The sequence below is a fragment of the Thioalkalivibrio sp. genome, assembly GCF_041690275.1.
Lineage (GTDB): Bacteria > Pseudomonadota > Gammaproteobacteria > Ectothiorhodospirales > Ectothiorhodospiraceae > Thioalkalivibrio.
Genome location: NZ_JAWLHP010000039.1, coordinates 1 through 22,969, shown reverse-complemented (window position 1 = coordinate 22,969; position 22,969 = coordinate 1). Strand labels below are relative to the sequence as shown.

Genomic DNA, 22,969 nt, shown 5'->3' with positions numbered 1-22,969 from the left:
TTGACTGGGCAGGGGCAGGGCATAGACTGGCCTGGCACTCGAATGGCCCTGGCGCTGACAAGAGATCGACCGATGCAGGAAATACAACTGGACACGCGGGCACGGACCCTGCTGCGCACTCTGATTGAAAGCTATATCCGCGACGGCCAGCCGGTCGGGTCCCGGACGCTTGCGCGCACCAGCGGTCTGAATGTCAGTCCGGCAACCATACGCAACGTGATGTCCGATCTCGAGGACCTCGGCCTGGTGCATGCACCGCACACCTCGGCGGGCCGTATTCCGACGGCCGCCGGGTACCGCCTGTTCGTGGATGCGCTGCTGGAGATCCGCACGCCGAACCGGGAACAGGTGGAGGCGATCGAGTCCCGCTTCAGTCCCGGTGCCCCGATCAAGGACCTGCTGGGGACCGCGGGCAGCGTCCTCTCCACGGTCACCCGGCTGGCGGGCATGGTGCGCCTTCCGCGCAACCGTCAGGTCGCGCTGACCCAGATCGAGTTCCTGCGCCTGGCCGAGTGCCGGGTGCTGGCGATCCTGGTGATCGACGGCAAGGAGGTCCAGAACCGGGTGCTGGAACTGCAACGCGACTATCAGCCCGCGGAACTGCAGAGCATGGCCAACTACCTGAACGCCCACCTGGCCGGCCAGAGCCTGCAGATGGTGCGCGGACAGCTGCTGGCGGAGATGCGCTCGGTGCGGCGGGATGTGGATGCCATGATGCTGGCGGCGATCGATCTCGGCGAGCGGGCGATCGGCGACGACGAGCCGGACGACGTGCTGGTGGCGGGCGAGACGCAGCTGCTGGGATACGAGGAACTGGCCGACATCCATCACCTGCGCCAGCTGCTCGAGGCATTCCACGAGAAGCGGGAGATCCTGGCTATTCTGGACAAGTGCATCCTGGCCGATCGGGTACAGATCTTCATCGGCCGGGAATCCGGGCTGGAGTGGTTCGAGCACTGCTCCGTTGTCACCGCGCCCTACAGCGTCGACGGCGAGATCGTCGGCGTGCTGGGTGTGGTGGGCCCGACCCGGATGTCCTACGACCGCGTGATCCCGATCGTCGACATCACCGCCCGATTGCTCGGTTCGGCCTTGAATTCCCGCGGCGAGCCCCCAGAGACTTCCTGACGGCGGGGCATGCGCTGCCCCGGAAGCCAATCCATTCCGTGTTCACCAAGAGGAAGACATGTCCAGCCAGAGGGATAACGTGCAGCAGGAGAACGATCCGAAGCAGAGCGTGCCGGAAGAGGAACCGGAGGTCGCGGGCGCTGGACCCGCCGCCGGCGAGGGCGGAGACGCCGAGGCCCGGCTGGCCGAACTCGAGGCGCTGGCGGAAGAGCGTCGCGACCAGGCGCTGCGCGCGCAGGCGGAACTGGAGAACCAGCGCCGGCGCTTCGAACGCGAGCTGGAATCCGCCCACAAGTTCGCGATCGAGCGCTTCGCGGCCGAGCTGCTGAACGTCGCCGACAGCCTGGAGATGGGCCTGGAGGCGGCGCGCAAGGCGGACTCGGGGGGCAGTATCGTCGAGGGCACCGAACTGACGCTGAAGGCCCTGCACCAGGCCTTCGAGAAGTTCGGCATCGAGGCCGAGGACCCCACCGGGCAGCACTTCGACCCCGAGCGGCACCAGGCGATGACCACGCAGGAGAGCAGCGAACATCCGCCGAACACGGTGCTGATGACGATGCAGAAGGGCTACCTGCTGCACGGGCGGGTGCTGCGCCCCGCGATGGTGATCGTCTCGCGGACGCCGTCCGGTGGTCTGAACGAATCGGCTTGAAAACCGGACTTCCCGCCCCATATCCCACACAGAACGGCAGCGAACGGGTAACCCGACCGGCTCTCCCGTGCGCTGGGCACACCCAATTCATCACAGGAGTTTCCACACATGGGAAAGATCATCGGCATTGACCTGGGCACCACCAATTCCTGTGTCGCCATCATGGATGGTGACCAGGCGAAGGTGATCGAGAACAGCGAGGGCGGGCGCACCACGCCGTCGATCGTGGCCTTCACGGAGGACGGCGAGGTGCTGGTCGGCCAGTCCGCAAAGCGCCAGGCCGTCACCAATTCACAGAACACCCTGCACGCGGTGAAGCGCCTGATCGGCCGCCGCTTCGAGGAACCCGAGGTCCAGAAGGACATCAAGCTGGTGCCCTACAAGATCATCAAGGCGGACAACGGCGACGCCTGGGTCGAGGTGCGTGGCAAGAAGATGGCGCCGCCGGAGATCTCCGCGCGCGTGCTTCAGAAGATGAAGAAGACCGCCGAGGACTACCTGGGCGAGACCGTCACCGAGGCCGTGATCACGGTGCCGGCCTACTTCAACGACTCGCAGCGCCAGGCCACCAAGGACGCGGGCAGGATCGCCGGCCTCGACGTCAAGCGCATCATCAACGAGCCGACCGCGGCGGCGCTCGCCTACGGCATGGACAAGAAGCGCGGCGACCGCAAGATCGCGGTCTACGACCTCGGGGGCGGCACCTTCGACATCTCGATCATCGAGATCGCCGAGGTGGACGGCGAGCATCAGTTCGAGGTGCTGGCCACCAACGGCGACACCTTCCTCGGTGGCGAGGACTTCGACAACCGCCTGATCGACTACCTGGCCGGCGAGTTCAAGAAGGAACAGGGGATCGACCTGAAGAACGACCCGCTGGCGATGCAGCGCATACGCGAGGCCGCGGAGAAGGCCAAGATCGAGCTTTCCTCCAGCCAGCAGACCGAGGTCAATCTCCCGTACGTGACGGCCGACAGCGCCGGTCCGAAGCACCTGGCGATGAAGGTGACCCGCGCGAAGCTCGAGAGCCTGGTCGAGGACCTGATCCAGAAGACCATCGAGCCCTGCAAGATGGCACTGAAGGATGCCGGCGCCTCTGCCGGAGAGATCGACGACATCATCCTGGTCGGCGGCCAGACGCGCATGCCCAAGGTGCAGGAGGCGGTGCAGAACTTCTTCGGCAAGGAGCCGCGCAAGGACGTGAACCCCGACGAGGCGGTGGCCGTGGGCGCCGCGGTACAGGGCGGCGTGCTTGGCGGCAGCGTGAAGGACGTGCTGCTGCTCGACGTCACGCCGCTGTCCCTGGGGATCGAGACCCTCGGTGGCGTGATGACCAAGCTGATCGAGAAGAACACGACCATCCCGACCAAGGCGAATCAGGTCTTCTCCACCGCGGAGGACAACCAGACCGCGGTGACCGTGCACGTGCTGCAGGGCGAACGCGAGCAGGCCAGTGCGAACAAGTCGCTCGGCCGCTTCGACCTCACCGACATCCCGCCGGCGCCGCGCGGCGTGCCGCAGGTCGAGGTGACCTTCGACATCGACGCCAACGGCATCCTGCACGTGTCGGCGAAGGACAAGGCCACCGGCAAGGAGAACCGCATCGTGATCAAGGCCTCCTCGGGCCTGAGCGACGACGAGGTCGATCAGATGGTCAAGGACGCCGAGGCCCATGCGGAAGAGGACAAGCGCTTCCACGCGCTGGTCGCGGCCCGCAACCAGGCCGATGCCCTGATCCACTCGGCCGAGAAGTCGCTGAAGGACCTCGCCGAACAGGTCGATGCCGACGAGCGGTCCGAGATCGAGGCCGCGATCCAGGCGACGCGCGAGGCGATCAAGGGCGACGACGTGACGGCGATCGAGTCGGCCAGCCAGAAGCTCGCGGAGGCCTCCGGCAAGCTCGCCGAGAAGGCCTACTCGAAGTCCGGCGGCGGTACCGAGGAAGGCGGCGGCACCGAGCAGCCGGGCGGCGGCGAATCCGCGTCCTCGGATGACGTGGTGGACGCCGAATTCGAAGAGGTCGACGACAAGAAGCGGTAAGCGGCGGTGACCCGGTGCGACGACCGGGTCCGGCCACAGCGATGGGCCACGCCCGGATTCCCCGAAAGAGGTATCCGGGCGTGCACGTTCCCGCGCGGCCGCAATCGGCCGGCGCGGCAATCGGCAAGGGACCAACATGGCGCAGCGTGACTACTACGAAGTGCTCGGGGTGACCCGGGACGCCTCGCCCGAGGTGATCAAGAAGGCGTTCCGGCGTCTGGCGATGAAATACCACCCCGACCGCAATCCGGGCGATGCCGAGGCCGAGGTCCGGTTCAAGGAGGCCCGGGCCGCCTACGATGTGCTCAGCGACTCCGGCAAGCGTGCCGCCTACGACCGCTACGGGCACGCCGGCGTCGATGCCTCCGCGGGCGGCGGCTTCGGCGGGGGTGCCGGCAGCTTCAGCGACATCTTCGAGGACATCTTCGGCGACATCTTCGGGGGCGCCGGCCGTGCCGGCGGACAGCGGGCCTACCGCGGTTCCGATCTGCAGTACAACCTGGACCTCAGCCTCGAGGAGGCCGTCTTCGGCACCGAGGTGAAGATCCGCGTCCCGACAACGGTCGGCTGCGAGACCTGCGATGGCTCCGGTGCGGAACCGGGCACCAGCCCGGAGACCTGCCCGACCTGCAACGGGGTCGGGCAGGTGCGCATTCAGCAGGGGTTCTTCTCGGTGCAGCAGACCTGCCCGCGCTGTCAGGGCACCGGGAAGGTGATCCCGAACCCCTGCAAGGCCTGCGGTGGCTCCGGCCGGGTGCAGAAGCAGAACACCCTGGACGTGAAGATCCCGGCGGGCGTCGACTCCGGCGACCGCATCCGCCTCTCGGGGCAGGGCGAGGCCGGCCTCAATGGCGGTCCGCCGGGAGACCTCTACGTGCAGGTGCGGGTGAAGCCGCACAAGCTGTTCCGGCGCGAGGGCAACGACCTGCACTGCGAGGTTCCGATCTCCTTTGCCACCGCCGCGCTGGGCGGGGAGCTCGAGGTCCCCTGTCTGAACGGACGCGTGGCCCTGAAGATTCCGGCCGAGACCCAGAGCGGCAAGCAGTTTCGCCTGCGCGGCAAGGGCGTGACCTCCGTGCACGGCGGCGGTGTCGGCGACCTGCTGTGCCGGGTCTCCGTGGAGACGCCGGTGAACCTGACCCAGCGACAGAAGGAGCTGCTGCGCGAGTTCGACGAGTCCACCCAGCAGGGTGGCACCCGTCACAGCCCGCAGGCCCACTCGTGGCTGGATGGCGTGCGCGGCTTCTTCGAGGACCTGAAGTTCTGGAACCGCTAAGGTCGCGGGCGTTCCCCTCGCCCGGTCCCTGCATCGCTCGCAATCACGAGCGCATTGATCCGCGCCTTGCTGAGGGACGTGCCATGGGCGCCGCGGGCCGGTGCGGCGTCAGAGCACCTGGGTGAAGTCCACGTCGAGCTGTTCGCCCGGGGGGTGCACGAAGTAACCCTGCACGAGGTTCACGCCGAGCCCGTACAGGACTGCCAGCGTGGCGGCATCCTCGACCATCGGGACGATGATCTGCTTTCCCTTCGCGTGGCCGCCCTCGGTGAAGCGGCGGATGGCGTCGCGGTTGCCCTCGTCCTTGACCAGATTCCGCACGAAGGCGCCGTCGACCCTGATGTAGTCCGCATTGACGTGCCGAAGGATGTGGAAGGGGTTGAGACCGTTCCCGAAGTCGTCGATGCACAGCTGGGCGTGGATGGCCTTCAGGCCCTGCGCCGTGCCGGCCGCGGCCCGCAGGTTGGTGACGATCGTGGCCTCCTTGATCTCGACCACCGCATTGCTTGCCGGAATCCGGTGCTGGTGCAGGAATTCCTGCAGCCAGACCACCACCGACCCGTCGACCAGCGAATCACGCGTGAGCTTCAGGAAGAAGGTGGTCCTCGGGTCGGTCCTGATCCGTTCCGCCAGTGCGGAGACCGCGTGGGTGACGATCCAGCGGTCGATGTCGGCGGCGATGCCGGTGCGTTCCGCCGCGGGCAGGAAGTCTCCCGGTTCGTAGACCTCTCCGTCGGGTCCGGTGAGCCGGACGAACACGCTGAAGCGCGGAACGTCCTCACCGTGCAGGTTCACCACCGGCTGGTATAGCAGCCGGATGCGATCGTGGGCCATCGCGTCCCGTATGAGCTTCTTCCAGACCCGGTCCGACGTCGAGCGCGCCAGCGCGTCGCAGAGCGGGCGCTGGAAGGAGTATCCGTTGCCGCCGTTGTGGCGGACCTCCTCGAGTCCGCGACGGGCCTGATCGAGCAGCCCATCGACGGTCGGCGCGGAGTCGTCCGCGATCACCGCGCCACAGGACAGCGTCACGATCGTGGAACCCTGTCCCAGGTCGACCTCGCGCTCCGAGGCCGCCCTGATCAGCGCACCCAGTCTCCGTTCCAGATCGCTCCGGCGGGTGTCCGGAACCAGCACGCCGAAGTGGCCGTCGCCGAGATGAGCGACGGTGGCCGGATCCGGGAAATGCTCGCGGATCAGCAGGCCCACGTCGGTTAGCAGGATGTCCGATCCGGTGCCGCCCAGGTCATTCTGGAGCCGTTCGAGATCGTCGACCGAGAGTTGCAGCAGCGCAAAGGGCTGGTTCGAATGCGCCGCCGCGGTCAGCGCGCGTTCCGCCTCCCGGAACAGATGCTGCCGATTGTGCAGCCCGGTCACCGGGTCCAGCCTGGTCAGCCTTCCCGGGGTCTCCTCGTGCACCGGCATCGCCATGCGCACGACGGTGCAGCACTCGCCATCGACCGTCGCGTCCGTGAACACGAGTTCCGCATCGAAGCGCCGTCCCAGCGTGGTCCGGAGGGTGAGGGTGCGTCGTTCGCCTGCCGGATCGGCCCCCAGCGCGTGCGCCTCCATCCACTGCCGCACCAGTTCGTGCTGGTCGGGACTGACGAAGTCGGCAAGTGTCCGGCCGGCCATTTCGTCGGCGGTGTCGATCCGAAAGTGTTCCCGCCAGGCCCGATTGGCGGCGAGGCAGATTCCGTCGCGGAGGTAGACCACCGGATCCTTCGAGTCATCGAGCACACCGAGGTACCTGCGTTCGGCATCCTGAAGGTGGGTGCGCAGCTGGTGCATCCGGGTCGAGCACAGACTGAACTCGAGCGCCTTCAGCACGACCAGTGCGGCGAGGTCCTCCATCTCCGCGCCAACCACCGCAAAGGCTCCGGACTCGTAGTCCGCGAGGCGCTCGCTCTCGGGACGATCGCTGATCACGACCACCGGGGTCGTGCGTCCCGCGTTCAGGAGCGCCGCGTTGATCGCCTCGAGGCCGGGGCCCTCGCCGACGGCGATCAGCACGATGGCATGAAAGCGATGCGCGAGGAGCAGGGCCTCAACCTCGGGCTGGTCCGAGGCTTGATCGGCCCGCACCGCCGGCCCACGCACACGGACAGAGCTGATCAGCCGCTCGGCTGTCTGCGGCTGATTCGTGACGAACAGAAGGCGGATGGATTCAGTGTTCTGCAGCATCCCTGGGTTCCCGGATCATGCGCTCCCGATGGTCGTCCCCTGAACCGCGCACACCCGCGTCCCGGACTGGCGCTCCACGCCCCTGGCGAACTCACCGCTCCCCGGCCTTCGGCGCCGCGGGGCGAGGCCCCCCGCACACCGGGCATGATAACGAAGATTAACAGAAGGCGGCCCCGATGCCACCGGATACGGTACCGGATCCGGATGCCTGCCGTCCGGATCAGGAGCCCGGGGATGCCGGCATCGGGAAGTCCGCCCGGCTGAAGGTATGGCTCTCCGGTCGCACGGATTCGAGTTTGACCAGGTGCTGCTCCCCGGCGACCCGGAACGAGACCTGGCTGCCCGCCGTGAATGCGGCGGGTGAGAAGGCCAGCGCGCCGGCGCCCGACTTGCCGTGCGGACGGAAGAACAGGGCCGGCTTCGTGTTGCCGACGGGTGTGTTGCTGCGGATCAGGCGGACCTCGGTGGGTGTGCAGCCGGGGGCGAGGTACTCGATGCCGACCGTGACCTCCTCGGGGCCATCGTAACGCAGCCAGCGGATCACGCCCAGCTGCCAGACCACGCGCCCCTTCCGCGTCGCCCGTACCGCGATCAGGTCTCCGCTGTAGACCTTCTGCGCCGGTGACTTGAGCACCAGATTCAGGCCCCCGGCACCCAGGTTGCGCAGCCGGGCGGCCGTGGGCTGCAGCAATCGCACGGCCCGGGGTTCGGGCGTGTTGTCGATGCGCGGATTGATGCCCCGAAGCGCGTCGTTCCAGGCCGCGCCCAGCCGGTCCAGGTTCTGGTCCGACAGGAAGCGGGCCTCGTCGGCGTTGCGGCCGCTTCCCGACACCTCCAGGCTGAGCCCCTCGCCCTCGTCCGGGTCCCCGATGCCCAGCGACAGGGCTGCCGGAACACGCCGGGGATCGCCGACCGGGAGGCTCGAGCCCCCGTCGCCGGGCAGCCCCGAGAGCGCGCCGATCTCCAGCTTGCGCTGGTGCCGGTAATCCGCCCGCACCAGGGCATGGATGTCCGCGAGGCCGGTCACGGTGATGATCGGTTCCACATCCGCCGGTTCCCGGCTGAAGCGCCGCGTGGGGGGGACCACCCAGAGGTTCAGCAGGCGCCGGTCCAGTCCGCCCGTGACCGGATGCCAGTTCCCCGCGCGCGTCTGTGCCGCGGGTCCGGATCGGATCGCATCGAGCACGGGGCTCAGATCGATCAGGCGGTACTCGGGTCCGGGGGTCGGGTGGCCGGTGACGAGGGAGGGGGCATGGTCCTGATGCAGGGTCAGGCGCAGCAGCGGGCTGGATTCGTCGACGCCGGCGGGAATCTCCGTCAGGCACCGCACCGGGACCGATTCCAGCCAGCGCGCCAGCACGTTCACCTCGCCGTGGTGCAGCGCATACACACCCGCGGAGCCCGCCACCGCGATGCGCGCGACCAGGTGTTCCACGCTGTCCGGTGACAGGATCTGACCGCCCAGGCGCTCCGTGCCGGCGGCCGGCTCTCCGGCCACGCCGAGGGCCTCCGCCACCTCCAGTATCCGATAGGTCTGCAGCCACATGTTCGGGGGCAGCGGCTGGTAGAGACGCCAGAAGTGGAGAAACCTGCCCGCGAGCAGCGCCATGGCCCGGCGCAGGTGCGGCGCGGCATTGCGCTCGCTGATCCGGCGCTGCTCCAGCCCGTCATCCACCAGGCGCAGCAGCGCGACCGCCAGTTCCCAGGAGAGTTCGGCGCAGGCGTCCGCGAGCATCCGGCTCTTGTGACCCAGCGGCACGGGCATCTGCCGCAGCTGCAGATCGATCTTGCCCAGAACCGGTGCGGCCCGCTCGATCAGCACCTCGGTCAGTCCCGTGAGGGCCGGGTATTCGATCAGGGCCCCGTTCACGGAGCGCAGGGCCTCGGTGATCACGGCGACGGCCTGCAGCTTGTCGCGTGCCGGTTGGTCGTCGATCCACGTCTCGAGCTCGGCGGGCGAGGCCCAACCGGGGCTTCCCGCAGGTGGCTGAGTGCGTGTGGGCGGGGCGAGTTCCGCCCCGGGGCGTGGCTGGGTCATGACGCTCCGTGAAGCTCCCCTTGCTGGCTCCGACACTGTAGAACATCGGCGGATCGATGACCATCATGGATCGCGTCCGGACACGGATCACCGCGGCACAGCCGCGCCGGTTCGCTGTCCCGTTTCCCGCGACCGGCCGTGCGCGTGTCAGGGGGGCAGCGGGACCTTCCCCGACGCGCCGGGCACCTCCCGGACCAGCCTCGGGACGAGGTAGCCGGGGAGCCGCGACCCGAGCCCGGCGTGCAGCTCCCGCGCCCGGGCCTCCGGCACCTCGAAATGGGCAGCCCCGCGCACCCGGTCGAGCAGGTGCAGGTAGTAGGGGAGGATGCCCGCGGCGAATCCCCGTTCCTGCAGTTCGCAGAGGGTCCCGAGATCGTCGTTCACGCCGGCGAGCAGCACCGACTGGTTCAGCAGCGTGACCCCGCTCGCGCGCAGCCGGGCCAGCGCGGTGTCGGCCGGCGGGTCGAATTCCCGCGGATGATTCGCGTGCAGGACCAGTATGTGCTGAAGGCGGCCGCGCCCCAGCCACGACAGCAGCCCGGCGTCGATCCGCTCGGGGAGGACCACCGGCAGCCGGGTGTGGATGCGCAGCCGCCGAAGATGCGGGATCCGCTCCAGCAGCAACAAGAGCTCGGTCAGCCGGTGATCCGGAAGGGCCAGCGGATCGCCGCCGCTGAGGATGACCTCGGAGATGTCCCGGTGCTCCCGGATGTACGCCAGTGCCGGTCCCCAGTCACGCAGCCCCCCGAACTCGCCGTACGGGAATTCGCGCCGGAAGCAGTACCGGCAGTGGATCGCACAGGCGCCGGTCGCGATCAGCAGGGCCCTCCCGGGGTACTTGTGCAGCAGCCCCGGCGCCGCCATCGCGGCGGCATCGTCGACCGGGTCCGGCCCGAAGCCGGGCCGTTCGAGTGCCTCGGCCGCCTGCGGCAGCACCTGCAGCAGCAGTGGATCGTCCGGGTCGCCGGGCCGGATCCGGGCCAGATAGCTCTCGGGCACGCGCAGGCGGAAGAGGCCGTGAGCGCTGGCGGCGCCTGCCGCCAGCGAGGGGTCCAGATCCAGCCTGAGCAGCAGTTGGTGCGGATCCCGCAGCGCCCGCGACCAGGCCTGCTGCCAGGCGGGAGTATGGGCCTGTGTCCGGGCTCGGGTTATCATGATGGGATTTGTGGGCATGGTCACCTCGAGGGCCGGCCTCTCCAATCGGTGCAGGCGACTGCGTCGCCGCGAGGACGACACGACATGGCAAGTTACAGTACCAACGAATTCCGGAGCGGGTTGAAGATTCTACTGGACGGGGATCCGCAGGCGATCGTGGAGAACGAGTTCGTCAAGCCCGGCAAGGGACAGGCCTTCAACCGGGTGCGCGTGCGCAACCTGCGCACCGGAAGAGTGCTGGAAAAGACCTTCAAGTCCGGGGAAACGGTGGAGGCCGCCGACGTGATGGACACGGAGATGCAGTACCTGTACACCGACGGCGAATTCTGGCACTTCATGGTGCCCGATACCTTCGAGCAGTACGCGGTGGGGCAGACGGCCCTGGGCGACGCGGCGCAGTGGCTGAAGGACCAGGATTTCTGCACGGTCACGCTCTGGAACGGTGAGCCCCTGACCGTGATCCCGCCCAATTTCGTGGAGCTGAAGATCGTCCAGTGCGATCCGGGCGTCCGGGGCGACACGGCGCAGGGCGGGACGAAGCCGGCGACCCTGGAAACCGGGGCGGTGGTGAAGGTGCCGCTGTTCGTCGAGGAGGGCGAGACGGTCAAGGTCGACACCCGCTCCGGCGAATACGTCTCGCGGGTCTGAGCGGAAACGGCATGGCGGACTGGCGCCCGTCGGCTGCGCCCGCCCGCCCGCACCGCGCCAGACTGAACGCGCTGCTGCGCGAATTCATGGCCGAACGCGGGTTGCTCGAGGTCGAGACCCCGGTGCTGTCCCGGGGAGCACCCCTGGATCCCGGCGTCGAGAGCTGGCGCGCGCAGGCACCGGACGCAGCGGCCGGCTATCTTCAGACCTCCCCGGAATACCCGATGAAGCGGCTCCTGGCCGCCGGGGCGGGCGACATCTACCAGCTCGCGCGGGTCTTCCGTGGCGAGGAGCAGGGGCCCCGGCACAATCCCGAGTTCAGTCTGCTGGAGTGGTACCGGCTCGGCTTTGACGACCGACGCCTCGCCGACGAACTGGTGGAACTGGTGCAGACCGTGGCCGCCCGGGGGCCCGGCTGGTTCCGGCCCCGGCCCGGGGTGCGCCGGGTCCGCTACGCCGACCTCTTCCTCGATGCCCTCGGGCTGGACCCGCTCGGCTGCTCCGCCCGGGAGTGCGCCGTGGTCGCGGAACGGGCGGGACTGTCCATCGCCGGCGATCTCGATCGCGACGGCTGGCTCGATGCCCTGATGGCCCTGGTCCTCGCCGCCGGTTTCGAGCCCGACCGCCTGATCCTGGTCCACGACTACCCGGAGAGCCAGGCCGTGCTGGCACGATCCAGCGACGAGCATCCCGGCTATGCGCGGCGGTTCGAGCTCTACTGGGGGGACATGGAGCTGGCGAACGGCTTTCACGAACTGACCGACCCGGGGGTCTTCGCTGCCCGCCGAGAGCGGGACATCGAGCGCCGGCGCCGCAACGGTCAGCAGATACCCGAGGCCGACCACCTCTTCGCCCGGGCCATGCACGCGGGATTGCCGGACTGCGCCGGTGTCGCCCTCGGGGTGGACCGGCTGCTGATGCGCCTGATCGGAGCGGAACGCATCGACGGGGTGATCGACTTCCCCTGGGGCCGCGCCTGAGGCCTCAGATCCGGGCCACCTCCTGGCGGATGCGCAGGAAGGCCTCGGGGACCACCTCCTGCCGGAAGTCCACCGGGCGCTCGGGCAGCAGCAGCACGACCGAGGATCCGCCGAGATTGAACCGTCCCATCTCCGCGCCCCGTTCCAGGCGGATGTCCTGGTCCTGGTAGTCCGTGCGGCTGATCACATCGCCCGACGGCGGTGTAACCTCTCCAGCCCATACCGTCTCGATGGAGCCGACGTTGATCGCCCCGATCAGGGCCATGGCCACCGGTCCGAGCGCCGTGTCGAAGAACGCGACGACCCGCTCATTGCGCGCGTAGAGGCGCGGCGTGTGGGCGACGATCCGCGGCGCCACCGAGAAGAGCCGCCCGGGCACGTGCACCATGGTGGTCAATTGACCGGAAACGGGCATGTGCAGGCGATGGTAGTCGCGCGGGGCCAGATAGACCGTCAGGAACGAGCCGTTCGCAAACGGCCGCGCGAGGTCGGAGAAGCCCCCGAGCAGCTCGGTTACGGTGTAGTCGTGACCCTTCGCCTGGAATATCCGTCCCTCCCCGATCGCGCCGAAGGCGCTGACCCGCGAGTCCGCGGGACTGACGAGGCTCCGTTCATCCCCCTCGAGCGGTCGCGTGTCCGCGCGCAGCGCCCGGGTGAACAGCGCGTTGAGGCTCGGGTAGCGGGACGGGTCCGGCTGCGCCGCCTCGCTCATGTCCAGCCGGTAATGGCGTATGAACCAGCGCAGCAGAGGCTGCACCCGCGGCGATTCCCAGCGCGCGAAGCGATGGGTGATCCGGGCGATCGCGTGGTGCGGGAGCGGCCGCAGCAGCTGTGCGAGAAGGGTGTCGATGATCGGCATCAGGGGTCAGGCCCGGCTAAAGACCGCTGGCGAAGTCGAAGTCCAGCTGTTCGCTCGGCGGCTGCACGAAGTAGCCCTGGACGAGGTTGACCTCCATGCTGAAGACCGCGGTGAGCGTGTCCGCGTCCTCGACCATCGGCATGATCACCTGCCGGTCCCGGCTCTTCGCGGTCTCGGTCAGTTCGCGCACCGTGCCCTGGGCCTCCTGGTCCTGGGTCAGTCGATTCACGAAGGAGCCGTCCAGGCGGATGAACGCGGCATCGACCTGATCGAGGATCCGGAACGGTTCCAGCCCGTTGCCGAAATCCCCGATGCACAGTCCCACCCCCATCTCCCCGAGGCCGCTGGCCACCGCCGCGGCACTGTCGGGCTGGGTCAGCAGCGTCGCCTCCCGGAATTCGACCACCACGTTCGCGGCCGGAACCTTGTGCCGGTCGAGGGCGCGGCGCAGCCAGTCCACGACCGGTTCGCCGTCCAGCGAGCCCTGGCTCAGCTTCAGGAAGAAGACCGTGCGGTCGTCCCGCTTGAGTTCTCCGGCGAGCACCTTGATCGCCTGCTGGATCACCCAGCGATCCAGCGGTGCGGCCGTGCCGGTGCGTTCGGCGGGCGGCAGGAAGTCCTGCGGCTCGTGGACCGCCCCGTCCTCGCCGGTCAGGCGCAGGAAGACGTTGTAGCGGGGCACGTCCTCGCCCTGCAGACTGACGATGGGCTGGTAGAGCAGGCGCAGCCGGTCGTCCCGCACCGCCTGTTCGATCCGGGACTTCCAGATCTGATCGGCCTTCGGATCGGCGCCTGCGGCGCCCGGGAGCGCATGGAAGCGGTACTGATTCCCGCCCGCGTTCCGGGCCTCCGCCAGCGACTCCCGCGCCTGTTCGAGCAGCTCACCGGCCTCGGGCCCCGAGTCGTCCGCGAGCACCACGCCGCAGGACAGCGTGCCGCCGATGCCGGAGCCGTCGCCGAGCCGGATGTTCAGGCCGGAGGCGGACTTCAGGGCGGCGCCGATCCGTTCCTCGAGCTCGTCGCGCGCGGAGCCGGGGAGCAGGACGCCGAGCTGTCCCTCGCGCAGCCGATAGGTGCCGGCGGGGTCGGGAAACTGCGCCTGCAGGAGGTCCTGCAGCTCGTTGCCCGGAATCTCCGAGCGCGCGCCCTGACCGGGCTCCAGCGCGTCCGGTGCAAAGACCAGGAGGCCGAGACTGCGCCCGGAACGCGCTGCCTCGGCCTGCATCGCATCGGTGTCCCGCAGGAGCTCCTGCTCGCTTGCGGCATCATCCTGGCGCGTTGCGGCAGGTGGCCCGGCACCTGTCCCCGCGGGTGATCCCCTGCCGTCTGACCGGCTGTCGGCGTTCGGCCCCTGACGCGCGTCGCGCTCTCCCGGGGCCTCGCCCAGCTGCTCCAGGTCGCCGCGATCGGGCGCGGACGGAATCGCGAACCCGCCCGGCCCCTGCAGGGCGGGATCCTCGCCGGCCACCGATACGTGCACGACGATGCTGGGTTCGCTGTTGATCACCGCGCCCGTCAGCAGCAGATCCGCATCGAAGCTGCGGCCCTGCCGCGTGCGCACGGTCAGGGTCTCGCAGGTCTCCACGTTTTCGGACTGGTTGCGCAGCTCGCCCAGGATCTCCTGGAGATCCTCCTGCTGCTCGGGAACCACGAGGTCGTTCAGCGTGAGCTGATCCAGGCTCTCGCCGAGGTCCATCTCGAAGAAGTCGCGCCAGCTCTCGTTGGCGTAGGTCGCGATTCCCTGGTGGAAACAGGCGATCGGATAGCGCGAGGTGTCCAGCATCAGCAGATACCGGCGGTCGGCCTCGCGCAGCAGGGTGCGCAGATGGGTGACTTCGCGCCCCTTGTTCAGGTGGTCCACTGCCCGCAGCGTCATCACCGCGGCCAGGTCATCGGAGCGGCTGCCGACCACCGCGAAGATGCCGGAGTCGATCGCGCGCAGGCTCTGCTCCTGACCGTGATCGCTGACCAGCACCACCGGGGTCTGGCGGCCCGCGCGGTGCAGGGCCTCGCTGACCTCCGCCAGGCCGATGTCCAGGTTGCTGTCGATCAGTACCAGGGCATCGAAGCGGTGGCTCTGCAGCAGCCGCGCAAGGTCACGGACATTTCCGGCCTGCTTCGGTCTGACCGCGTGGCCCCGGTAGCGGATGCGCCCGATGATCTGTCCCGCCAGGTCGGGATCGCGGGTCACGAACAGAATGCTTATCGAGTTGATCATCAAGTTCCTCTTGCGGCCGGCGCCGTGAATCTCCCGGCGCGAGCGGCGGAGCGGGCACCGTCGTTGCGCATGACCCGCCGAATTCGCCTCCTCGACCCTACTATTATACGAAAGACCTAATCCCTTGGATGAAAAAAGATCGATGAATCGTGGTCCCGGCCCACGCCGCACGGCGCCGGTGGGGTTCGCCGGATCGCATTGTTGTAGAGTGCGGGAATCCGCGCGGCGAAGCCAGCAGCGCGCTCCCAGTGTCTCCATGCACCACCAGCCGAGGGTCCCGCGATGGATCCGGTCACCGACCTGTACAGCATCCGCGACTTCATCCGCTTCGGTGCCAGCCAGTTCCGGGCAGCGCGGCTGCAGTTCGGTCATGGTACCGACAACGCGCTCGACGAGGCGGCCTGGCTGGTGCTGCACAGTCTGTCGTTGCCGCTCGATCTTCCGGAAGACTGGTGGGACAGCCGACTGACACCGGCGGAGCGCAGCCGCGCCGAGGCGGCACTGAGACTGCGCATCAGCACCCGCAAGCCCGCCGCCTATATCACCCGGGAGGCGTGGTTCATGGGCCTTCCATTCTACGTCGACGAGCGCGTACTGGTCCCGCGCTCCCCCATCGCGGAACTGATCGCCGAGGGCTTCAGCCCCTGGGTGGAACCCGACGCCGTGCGCAGGGTGCTCGATCTGTGCACCGGAAGCGGTTGCATCGGACTGGCGACGGCCAGCGTGTTTCCGCAGGCCGAGGTCTGGCTCGCCGACGTGTCGCCGGAGGCGCTCGCGGTGGCGCGGCGCAATGTCCGGGCCCATGGCATGGAAGAACGGACCCGGGTGATCCGGAGCGACGTCTTCGACGGGCTCGGTGATGCTCCACCGTTCGACCTGATCGTGTCGAATCCGCCCTACGTCGATGCCGGCGAGATGGCCGATCTGGCGCCCGAGTACCGGCACGAGCCGTCGCTGGGCCTCGCCGCCGGCGCGGACGGCCTGGACGTGGTAGGGCGCATCCTGGCCGAGGCGGGGCCGCATCTGACCGATCACGGCGTACTGATCGCCGAGGTCGGCAACAGCCGGCCGGCGCTGGAGGACGCCTTTCCGGACGTCCCCTTCACCTGGCTCGAATTTGCCGGGGGCGGCGAGGGGGTCTTCCTGCTGACCCGGGAGCAGCTCGACGGCTGACTGGCTTCACGGTGCGGGCTCAGCACTGCTCCCAGGGAAGTCCGCGGAAGCGCCATCCCGAGATCGTGGAGCGGTGGTGCTCCCCATCCAGCGGGCCCTCGAATCCCTCGTCGACGGAATACACGTTCTCGATACCGGCCTCGACCAGGGCGTGTCCGGCGGCGACCGAGCGTTTGCCGCTGCGGCAGATCAGGAACACGGCCGGCGCGTCCTCGCCGACATCTCCGATCCCGCCCAGCAGCAGCTTGCGCACCTCGGCAACGAACTGGGGATTCTCGACCCAGTCGGGTTCGTCGATCCACGGAATGTGCACTGCACCAACCGGGTGGCCGACGAACAGGTACTCCATGGTCGAGCGGATATCGACCAGCAGGTCGCGCGGACGCCGGCTCAGGCTGTCGAAGGCCTGCTGGGGTGTCACTCTCCTGGGCGTGGCTGCGGTCATCTCCTTCCCTCGTCGTGTCGGGTGCCGTCAAGGCATGTGGCTCTGGCGGCGTTCGGGGCGCCAGGCCGCGATCGGCCTGCGCCCGCGACCCCGGCCGCGAGCCGGCTCAGGCGGTCACGGTCCGGTTGCGCCCGCCCCGCTTGGCCGAATACAGGGCATTGTCCACGCGCTTGAGCATCGCGAGTAGCGTCTCCCCGGGGCGGTACTCGGTCACGCCAAGGCTGATCGTCAGTCGGCCGCACCTCGGGAAGTCCGCCTCTCCCACCCGCATGCGGGTGGACTCGGCCAGCTGCCGCGCGTGATCGAGCCCGGTCTCCGACAGCAGCAGCATGAACTCCTCGCCGCCCCACCGGGCAAGGATATCCGTGCGCCGGACCTGTTGCCCGACCAGCGCGCCGATCCCCTGCAGCACGCGATCCCCGACATCATGGCCGAACTCGTCGTTCACGCGCTTGAAATGGTCGATGTCGAACATCATCACGGAGAACTGCGTGCCATAGCGCCGGGCGCGCTCCAGCTCGAGCTGGAGCACCTCCTCGAACTTCCAGCGATTGTAGAGGCCGGTCAGATGGTCATGCGAGGCCTGCCGCGCCAGTTCCCTCTCCAGCCGCTTGCGCTCGGAGATGTCCACGCCGAAACCGGCCAGAAAGGTCCCGCCCTGCAGCCGCACCCGGTTGCAGGTGAACAGGTAGTGGACGAGCTGGCGGTTGTGGTCGCGCAGTCCCGCCTCGATCTCCGCGGATCCCTCCTGCAGGGTCAGCTCGAAGGCGCTGCCCAGCCGCTGCCGGTCCAGCGGATCGGCGAGTTTCACGGCCTCCCGCCCCTGGATCCGGTCCTCGCCGATGCCGGTGACCCGTTCCAGGTTGCGGTTCCAGCGCACCAGTCTGCCCTCGGTATCGAGCAGGAAGAAGATCGCCGGCAGGCCGTCGAGTATTGTCTCGACCAGATCCCGCTGGTCGCGGAGCTGGTCCTCGAGGCGGCGCCGGTCCGTCACGTCCTGGATGGTGCCGCGCATGCGCACCGACCGGCCGCCGTCACCCCGGACCACCCGCGCCCGTTCCTGAACCGTGCGCTGGCTGCCGTCGGACCGAATGATCCGTTGCTCCAGCTCGTAGCCGGAGCCGTTCTCGAGGGCGTCGGCGATCGCGCGCTCGAGGCGTTCACGGTCCTCCGGATGCACCAGCCGGAGGATGTCCCCGTAGTCCGGCTGCGGGGACCCGGGTTCCAGCCCGAAGATGCGGAAGACCTCGTCCGACCAGGAGATCTGGCCCGATTCGATGTCCCTGACCCAGTTGCCGAGCCGCGCCATCTCCTGGGCGGCCGCCAGTTCGGCCTGACTGTGCCGCAATTCCCGCTCGGCCCTCTGCCGTTCGGTGATGTCCCGTATCACCGCCTGCAGGAACGGACCCTCGGGCAGATCCACCCGGCTCAGCAGGACCTCGCTCGGAAAGGTTCGGCCGTCCAGCCCCTTGTACAGCCACTCGTAGGCCACCGAACCGTTGGTCAGCGCCTGTTCGGCGTAGGTCTCCGCGGTCTCCCGGGAGCACCGGCCGTCGGCCTGGACTTCCGGCGAGCGGTCAGCCGGATGGTGCCCGATCAGATCCCGGGGTGACGGGGCGCCGAACAGCTCCACGCTGGCCGGGTTGCAGTCGATGATCGCCCGCCGGTCGTGCAACAGGATCGCATCGCGCGAGGCATCGAACACGGCCTTGTACTGGGTCAGCGTCCGTTCGCTCAGCAGGTTCTCGGTGATGTCCTCGATCGCGACCACCGCACCCTGGGCATCCCCGGCACCGTCGAGCAGGGGCGTTGCGTAGTAGCGCGCGAAGAACGGACTGCCGTCGATGCGGCGGAAGGTATCCGTGCCGACCTCGAGCGGACTGCCGCTGACCATCGCCCGGTGGATCGGGCACTCGATCACGGAGTACCGGACCCCGTCCTCGTCGCCATGGTTGGTCAGCGAATGGCTGTCCCGGCCGAGGACCGACTCGGGCGAGGTGAAACCGAACAGGCGAGTGGCGGCCCGGTTCAGGAAGGTGAAGCGCCCCTCCAGGTCGACGCCGAAGACCCCGGTCGCGAGGTTCTCCAGCAGCAGACGCGACAGATCCGGCTCCGGCAGCGCGCTCGGCATCGATCCCGCGGCGTGGTCTTTCGCACCGGACATGATCTCTCCAGGTGGGACGGGACCGATCCGGTCCCGTGATCAGGGCCTGTGGCCCATGATACGCCTGTGCGCGCCCGATCCGGGCCGGGTGCACGGACGTTTCCGGCAGTGCCGTGCTCGGGCTACACTACGCCCATGTCGGGAAACAGCTTCGGAAGGTCTTTCGTCGTCACCAGCTTCGGGGAGAGCCACGGCCCGGCGCTGGGGGCGGTCGTCGACGGCTGCCCGCCCGGGCTTCCGCTAAGCGAGGCGGAACTGCAGGGCGATCTCGACCGCCGGCGCCCGGGGCAGTCGCGTCACACCACGCAGCGCCGCGAGCCGGATCAGGTGCGGATCCTCTCGGGCGTGTTCGAGGGCGTAACCACCGGCGCGCCGATCGGGCTGCTGATCGAGAACGTCGACCAGCGCTCCAAGGACTACAGTGAGATCAGGGACCGCTTCCGCCCGGGTCACGCCGATTACACCTATCACCAGAAATACGGACTGCGCGACTATCGCGGCGGCGGGCGCAGTTCGGCGCGCGAGACCGCGCTGCGCGTCGCGGCCGGCGGCATCGCCAAACGCTACCTGGCGCATCGCTACGGCGTCGAGATCCGCGGCTGGCTGTCCCAGCTCGGGCCGATCCGGGTCGACTTCCGCGATGCCGGTGCCGTGAACCAAAACCCCTTCTTCGCGCCCGACCCGGACCGTGTGCCCGAGCTCGAGGCCTTCATGGACCGCCTGCGCAAGTCCGGCGATTCCGTCGGCGCGCGCATCGAGGTCGAGGCGCGCGGGGTACCGCCGGGCTGGGGCGAACCGATCTTCGACCGCCTGGACGCCGATATCGCCGGCGCGATGATGAGCATCAACGCGGTGAAGGGCGTGGAGATCGGGGACGGCTTCGCGGTGGTCGAGCAGCGCGGTACCGAACACCGCGACGAACTGACGCCCGAGGGCTTTCTCAGCAATCACTCGGGCGGCGTGCTCGGCGGCATCTCCTCGGGTCAGACCGTCCGGGTGAGCATGGCCCTGAAGCCGACCTCGAGCATCCGGCTCGCCGGACGCACGGTGAACATCGACGGCGAACCGGTGGAGGTCGTCACCAAGGGCCGCCACGATCCCTGCGTCGGCATCCGGGCGACCCCCATCGCCGAGGCGATGCTGGCGCTGGTGCTGATGGATCACGCGCTGCGCCACCGCGCCCAGAACGCCGACGTGCAAACCGGTCTGCACCAGTACACCGAGACCGGCGAGGGCTGACCGGGACCGGTTTTTCCGTATCGTCGCGACCTGGCGGCGGGGTTCCCCACGGCATTTCGGGACCGCCTGCCGGTCCCTGCACGGCGTTGCGGGCAGGTGGCCAGGCAGGCCCCGGTATTCGATCCGTCCACCCGATCACGGGACGCCGTGAATACATCCCTGTAGGCTTGACGGCAGCATCCCTGCTGCCGACACCCGTGATCGGGTGGACGGATCGAATACCTCTACCTCCAAGGTTTATGCGTCCTGTCCGTGAACCAGCACGTTCGCCTCTCCAGTTTCTACTTCTTCTACTTCGCCAGCATCGGGGCGTTCATGCCCTTCTGGGGGCCGTATCTGGCCGAGCTGGGCTTCACCGGTTCGCAGATCGGCGAACTGATGGCGATCATCCTGGCGACGAAGATCGTTGCGCCGAACGTCTGGGGCTGGCTCGCGGACCGGGCGGGGGTGCGCATGCCGATCATCCGCCTGGGTGCGCTGGTGGGGCTGCTGACCTTCGGCGGGGTGCTGTTGCACTCCGGCTACTGGTGGCTGGCGGTGGTGATGGCGGTGTTCAGCTTCTTCTGGAACGCGATCCTGCCGCAGTTCGAGGCGACCACCCTGCGGTCGCTGGGACATGGCAGCCACCGCTATGCACTGGTGCGCCTGTGGGGCTCGATCGGCTTCATCCTGGCGGTGGCCGGACTCGGCTGGCTGCTCGACACCGTATCGATCCAGTGGCTCCCCTGGATCATGCTGGCGCTGCTTGCCGGGCTCTATCTCGCCACGCTTCAGGTTCGCGAGCCGCCGGGCGGTGAACCCGGCGGGGACGCGGCGGGCGCATTGTCGGCCGTGCTGCGCCGACCCGAGGTGATTGCGCTGCTGCTGGCCTGTTTCTTCATGCAGGCGAGCCACGGACCTTATTACGCCTTCTTCACGCTGTACGTGGAGGCACAGGGCTTCAGCCGTGCGGTCGCGGGGCAGCTCTGGGCGCTTGGGGTGGCGGCCGAGGTGATGGTGTTCCTGCTGATGCCGCGCCTGATCCTGCGCTTCGGGGCATGGCCCCTGGTGACGCTGGCGCTGGTGCTGACCACACTGCGCTGGTGGCTGCTGGCCACCGTGCCCGAGAGCCTGCCGGCGCTCGTGATGATCCAGCTGCTGCACGCGGCGAGCTACGGGGTCTATCACGCGGCGGCGATCTCGCTGGTGCACGTCTATTTTCCCGGGCGGCTGCAGGGGCGGGGGCAGGCGCTGTACTCTTCGCTCAGCTTCGGGCTGGGCGGGGCCATCGGAAGCCTCGCCAGTGGTTACCTCTGGGACGGGGTCAGCCCGGCATCCGTTTATCTCTTCGCGGCGGTGCTGGCGGGGGCCGGTGTGGTGGTCGCGACGGCGGGGTGGATGCACCGGGTGGTGCGCTGATGGTGCGCATTCATGGTCTTGCAGGAGCGTGCTGGGGTGGAGGGGTGCATGGGCGGGAGCGGGGTGTGCCGGGGCCGGGCACGCTCGAGCCTTCCATGGCCGCCGACGGTCCGGCCCCGGCACACCCCGCTCCCGCCTTCGGCGTGGGTGCAGGCGCGAACCGGCGACGTCGCGCTACCCTTGTACGACATATCCTTGTCTTTTCCAGGAGAGTGGAAGCAGTAGGGTGGGCCAAGCGCAGCGGGCCCACCATCTGGGGCTGGCGACGTCGCGTTACTCTGATACGACATGCCCTTGTCTTTTCGAGAAAAGTGGAAGCAGTAGGGTGGGCCAAGCGCAGCGGGCCCACCATCTGGGTCGCGCCGTTCGGTGGTGGGCACACTTCGTTTTGCCCACCCTGCGACCTTCGGGTGGCGCCGCATCGCCCTGGAAGGTAGCGTGAAAATGACGCCATGGAAGAATACGGACAGCAGGGGACAGAGGAGTATTCAGGCCCTTTTCAGTGTGCGTCCGTGTTTTCCGTGGCGCGCCTTTTCATCAGGGGTGGCGGAGTGCCACGATCGTTAGGGAGGGTTCGAAGTGACGCGGATCGCGATTGCGGGAGCAGGGGGACGCATGGGGCAGGCGCTGGTGGGGGCGGTGACGGACCACCCGCGGGCCAGCCTGGGGGCCGCGAGCGAGCGCGCGGGCAGTGCGCTGGTCGGTGAGATGCTGGCCACCGGCGGCGAGCCGGTTCGGGTGGTGGCCGATATCGCCGAGGTCGTGGACGATTTCGACGTGCTGATCGACTTCACGCGCCCCGAGGCCACCGTCGCTCACGCGGCGCTGTGCCGGGCTCGCGGCAAGCGGCTGGTGGTCGGGACGACCGGACTCGGAGCTGAGCAGGAGGCGGAACTGCGGACAGCGTCGGGGCATGTTCCGGTGGTCTTCGCGCCGAACATGAGCGTGGGGGTGAACCTCACGTTCAGGCTGGTGGAGCTGGCGGCCCGGGTTCTCGGGGACAGTGTCGACATCGAGATCCTCGAGGCGCACCACCGTCACAAGGTGGATGCCCCGTCCGGCACCGCGCTGAGGCTCGGCCGCATCGTGGCGGATACGCTCGGGCGGGATCTGGAGACGGATGCGGTCTACGGGCGCGAGGGCCGGACCGGCGCCCGGGAGCGGCGCACGATCGGCTTCGCGACCGTTCGGGCCGGGGATATTGTCGGCGAGCACACCACGCTGTTCGCGGCCGAGGGTGAGCGGGTGGAGATCACCCACCGGGCGAGCAGCCGCATGACCTTCGCGTCAGGGGCCGTCCGCGCCGCGGTCTGGCTGAACGACCAGCCGCCCGGCCTCTACGACATGCAGGACGTCCTGGGTCTGCGCTGAACGG

Annotated in this window: 17 protein-coding genes; 10 read left to right on the top strand and 7 right to left on the bottom strand. The window is 68.6% G+C overall.

Translation table 11 applies throughout. The annotated features are described in order from the left end of the window. Nucleotides 1–72: 72 nt before the first annotated feature. The 4 genes from hrcA (at nucleotide 73) to dnaJ (ending at nucleotide 5,096) form a co-directional block, all read left to right on the top strand. Complete coding sequence (gene hrcA / locus ACESMN_RS09005) at nucleotides 73–1,128, top strand: heat-inducible transcriptional repressor HrcA (protein WP_373053262.1); 1,056 nt, start codon at nucleotides 73–75, stop codon at nucleotides 1,126–1,128. A gap of 58 nt (nucleotides 1,129–1,186) precedes the next feature. Beyond that, entirely contained in the window at nucleotides 1,187–1,780 is a 594-nt protein-coding gene (grpE, locus tag ACESMN_RS09000; protein WP_373053261.1) for a nucleotide exchange factor GrpE, read from the top strand. Nucleotides 1,781–1,888: 108 nt separating this feature from the next. Continuing rightward, nucleotides 1,889–3,820, top strand: coding sequence for a molecular chaperone DnaK (dnaK, locus tag ACESMN_RS08995; protein WP_373053260.1), 1,932 nt, complete (start codon nucleotides 1,889–1,891; stop codon nucleotides 3,818–3,820). 136 nt (nucleotides 3,821–3,956) lie between these two features. Next, nucleotides 3,957–5,096, top strand: a complete 1,140-nt coding sequence (gene dnaJ / locus ACESMN_RS08990) for a molecular chaperone DnaJ (RefSeq protein WP_373053259.1) — start codon at nucleotides 3,957–3,959, stop codon at nucleotides 5,094–5,096. Nucleotides 5,097–5,204: 108 nt separating this feature from the next. Here dnaJ and ACESMN_RS08985 read toward each other — a convergent pair whose 3' ends face one another. The 3 genes from ACESMN_RS08985 to epmB form a co-directional block, all read right to left on the bottom strand. Further along, complete coding sequence (locus ACESMN_RS08985; protein ID WP_373053258.1) at nucleotides 5,205–7,277, bottom strand: EAL domain-containing protein; 2,073 nt, start codon at nucleotides 7,275–7,277, stop codon at nucleotides 5,205–5,207. 220 nt (nucleotides 7,278–7,497) lie between these two features. Beyond that, nucleotides 7,498–9,315 carry a hypothetical protein gene (locus ACESMN_RS08980; RefSeq protein ID WP_373053257.1) on the bottom strand — a complete coding sequence of 606 codons (1,818 nt, stop codon included), beginning with the start codon at nucleotides 9,313–9,315 and terminating at the stop codon, nucleotides 7,498–7,500. Between the two features lie 147 nt (nucleotides 9,316–9,462). Beyond that, on the bottom strand, nucleotides 9,463–10,488 hold the full coding sequence (epmB, locus tag ACESMN_RS08975; RefSeq protein ID WP_373053256.1) for an EF-P beta-lysylation protein EpmB: 1,026 nt from the start codon (nucleotides 10,486–10,488) through the stop codon (nucleotides 9,463–9,465). 66 nt (nucleotides 10,489–10,554) lie between these two features. On the opposite strand from epmB, the gene efp reads away from it, so the two are divergent. Both efp and epmA read left to right on the top strand, forming a co-directional pair. Then, entirely contained in the window at nucleotides 10,555–11,118 is a 564-nt protein-coding gene (gene efp, locus ACESMN_RS08970; RefSeq protein ID WP_373053255.1) for an elongation factor P, read from the top strand. Between the two features lie 11 nt (nucleotides 11,119–11,129). Further along, nucleotides 11,130–12,098 (top strand): EF-P lysine aminoacylase EpmA, encoded by a 969-nt coding sequence (gene epmA, locus ACESMN_RS08965; RefSeq protein WP_373053254.1) that lies wholly within the window; start codon nucleotides 11,130–11,132, stop codon nucleotides 12,096–12,098. 4 nt (nucleotides 12,099–12,102) lie between these two features. Here the strand turns inward: epmA and asd are convergent, their stop codons facing one another. Beyond that, on the bottom strand, nucleotides 12,103–12,957 hold the full coding sequence (gene asd / locus ACESMN_RS08960) for an archaetidylserine decarboxylase (RefSeq protein WP_373053253.1): 855 nt from the start codon (nucleotides 12,955–12,957) through the stop codon (nucleotides 12,103–12,105). 16 nt (nucleotides 12,958–12,973) lie between these two features. After that, complete coding sequence (locus tag ACESMN_RS08955) at nucleotides 12,974–15,175, bottom strand: EAL domain-containing protein (RefSeq protein ID WP_373053252.1); 2,202 nt, start codon at nucleotides 15,173–15,175, stop codon at nucleotides 12,974–12,976. Between the two features lie 282 nt (nucleotides 15,176–15,457). Here ACESMN_RS08955 and prmB point away from each other — a divergent pair, with 282 nt between their 5' ends. Next, on the top strand, nucleotides 15,458–16,348 hold the full coding sequence (gene prmB / locus ACESMN_RS08950) for a 50S ribosomal protein L3 N(5)-glutamine methyltransferase (RefSeq protein ID WP_373053251.1): 891 nt from the start codon (nucleotides 15,458–15,460) through the stop codon (nucleotides 16,346–16,348). 19 nt (nucleotides 16,349–16,367) lie between these two features. Here prmB and ACESMN_RS08945 read toward each other — a convergent pair whose 3' ends face one another. Then, nucleotides 16,368–16,793, bottom strand: a complete 426-nt coding sequence (locus tag ACESMN_RS08945) for a rhodanese-like domain-containing protein (RefSeq protein ID WP_373053250.1) — start codon at nucleotides 16,791–16,793, stop codon at nucleotides 16,368–16,370. Between the two features lie 106 nt (nucleotides 16,794–16,899). Further along, entirely contained in the window at nucleotides 16,900–18,957 is a 2,058-nt protein-coding gene (locus tag ACESMN_RS08940) for a PAS domain S-box protein (protein WP_373053249.1), read from the bottom strand. A 135-nt stretch (nucleotides 18,958–19,092) separates the two neighbouring features. Between ACESMN_RS08940 and aroC the strand changes: the two genes are divergently transcribed. The 3 genes from aroC to dapB all read left to right on the top strand — a co-directional run bounded on the left by aroC (nucleotide 19,093) and on the right by dapB (nucleotide 22,965). After that, the gene (gene aroC, locus ACESMN_RS08935) at nucleotides 19,093–20,196 is read left to right on the top strand and encodes a chorismate synthase (protein ID WP_373053248.1); all 1,104 of its coding nucleotides are present in this window, start codon (nucleotides 19,093–19,095) and stop codon (nucleotides 20,194–20,196) included. A 246-nt stretch (nucleotides 20,197–20,442) separates the two neighbouring features. Next, nucleotides 20,443–21,594, top strand: coding sequence for an MFS transporter (locus tag ACESMN_RS08930; protein ID WP_373053271.1), 1,152 nt, complete (start codon nucleotides 20,443–20,445; stop codon nucleotides 21,592–21,594). A 579-nt stretch (nucleotides 21,595–22,173) separates the two neighbouring features. Next, complete coding sequence (gene dapB / locus ACESMN_RS08925; RefSeq protein ID WP_373053247.1) at nucleotides 22,174–22,965, top strand: 4-hydroxy-tetrahydrodipicolinate reductase; 792 nt, start codon at nucleotides 22,174–22,176, stop codon at nucleotides 22,963–22,965. The last annotated feature ends 4 nt before the right edge of the window (nucleotides 22,966–22,969 follow it).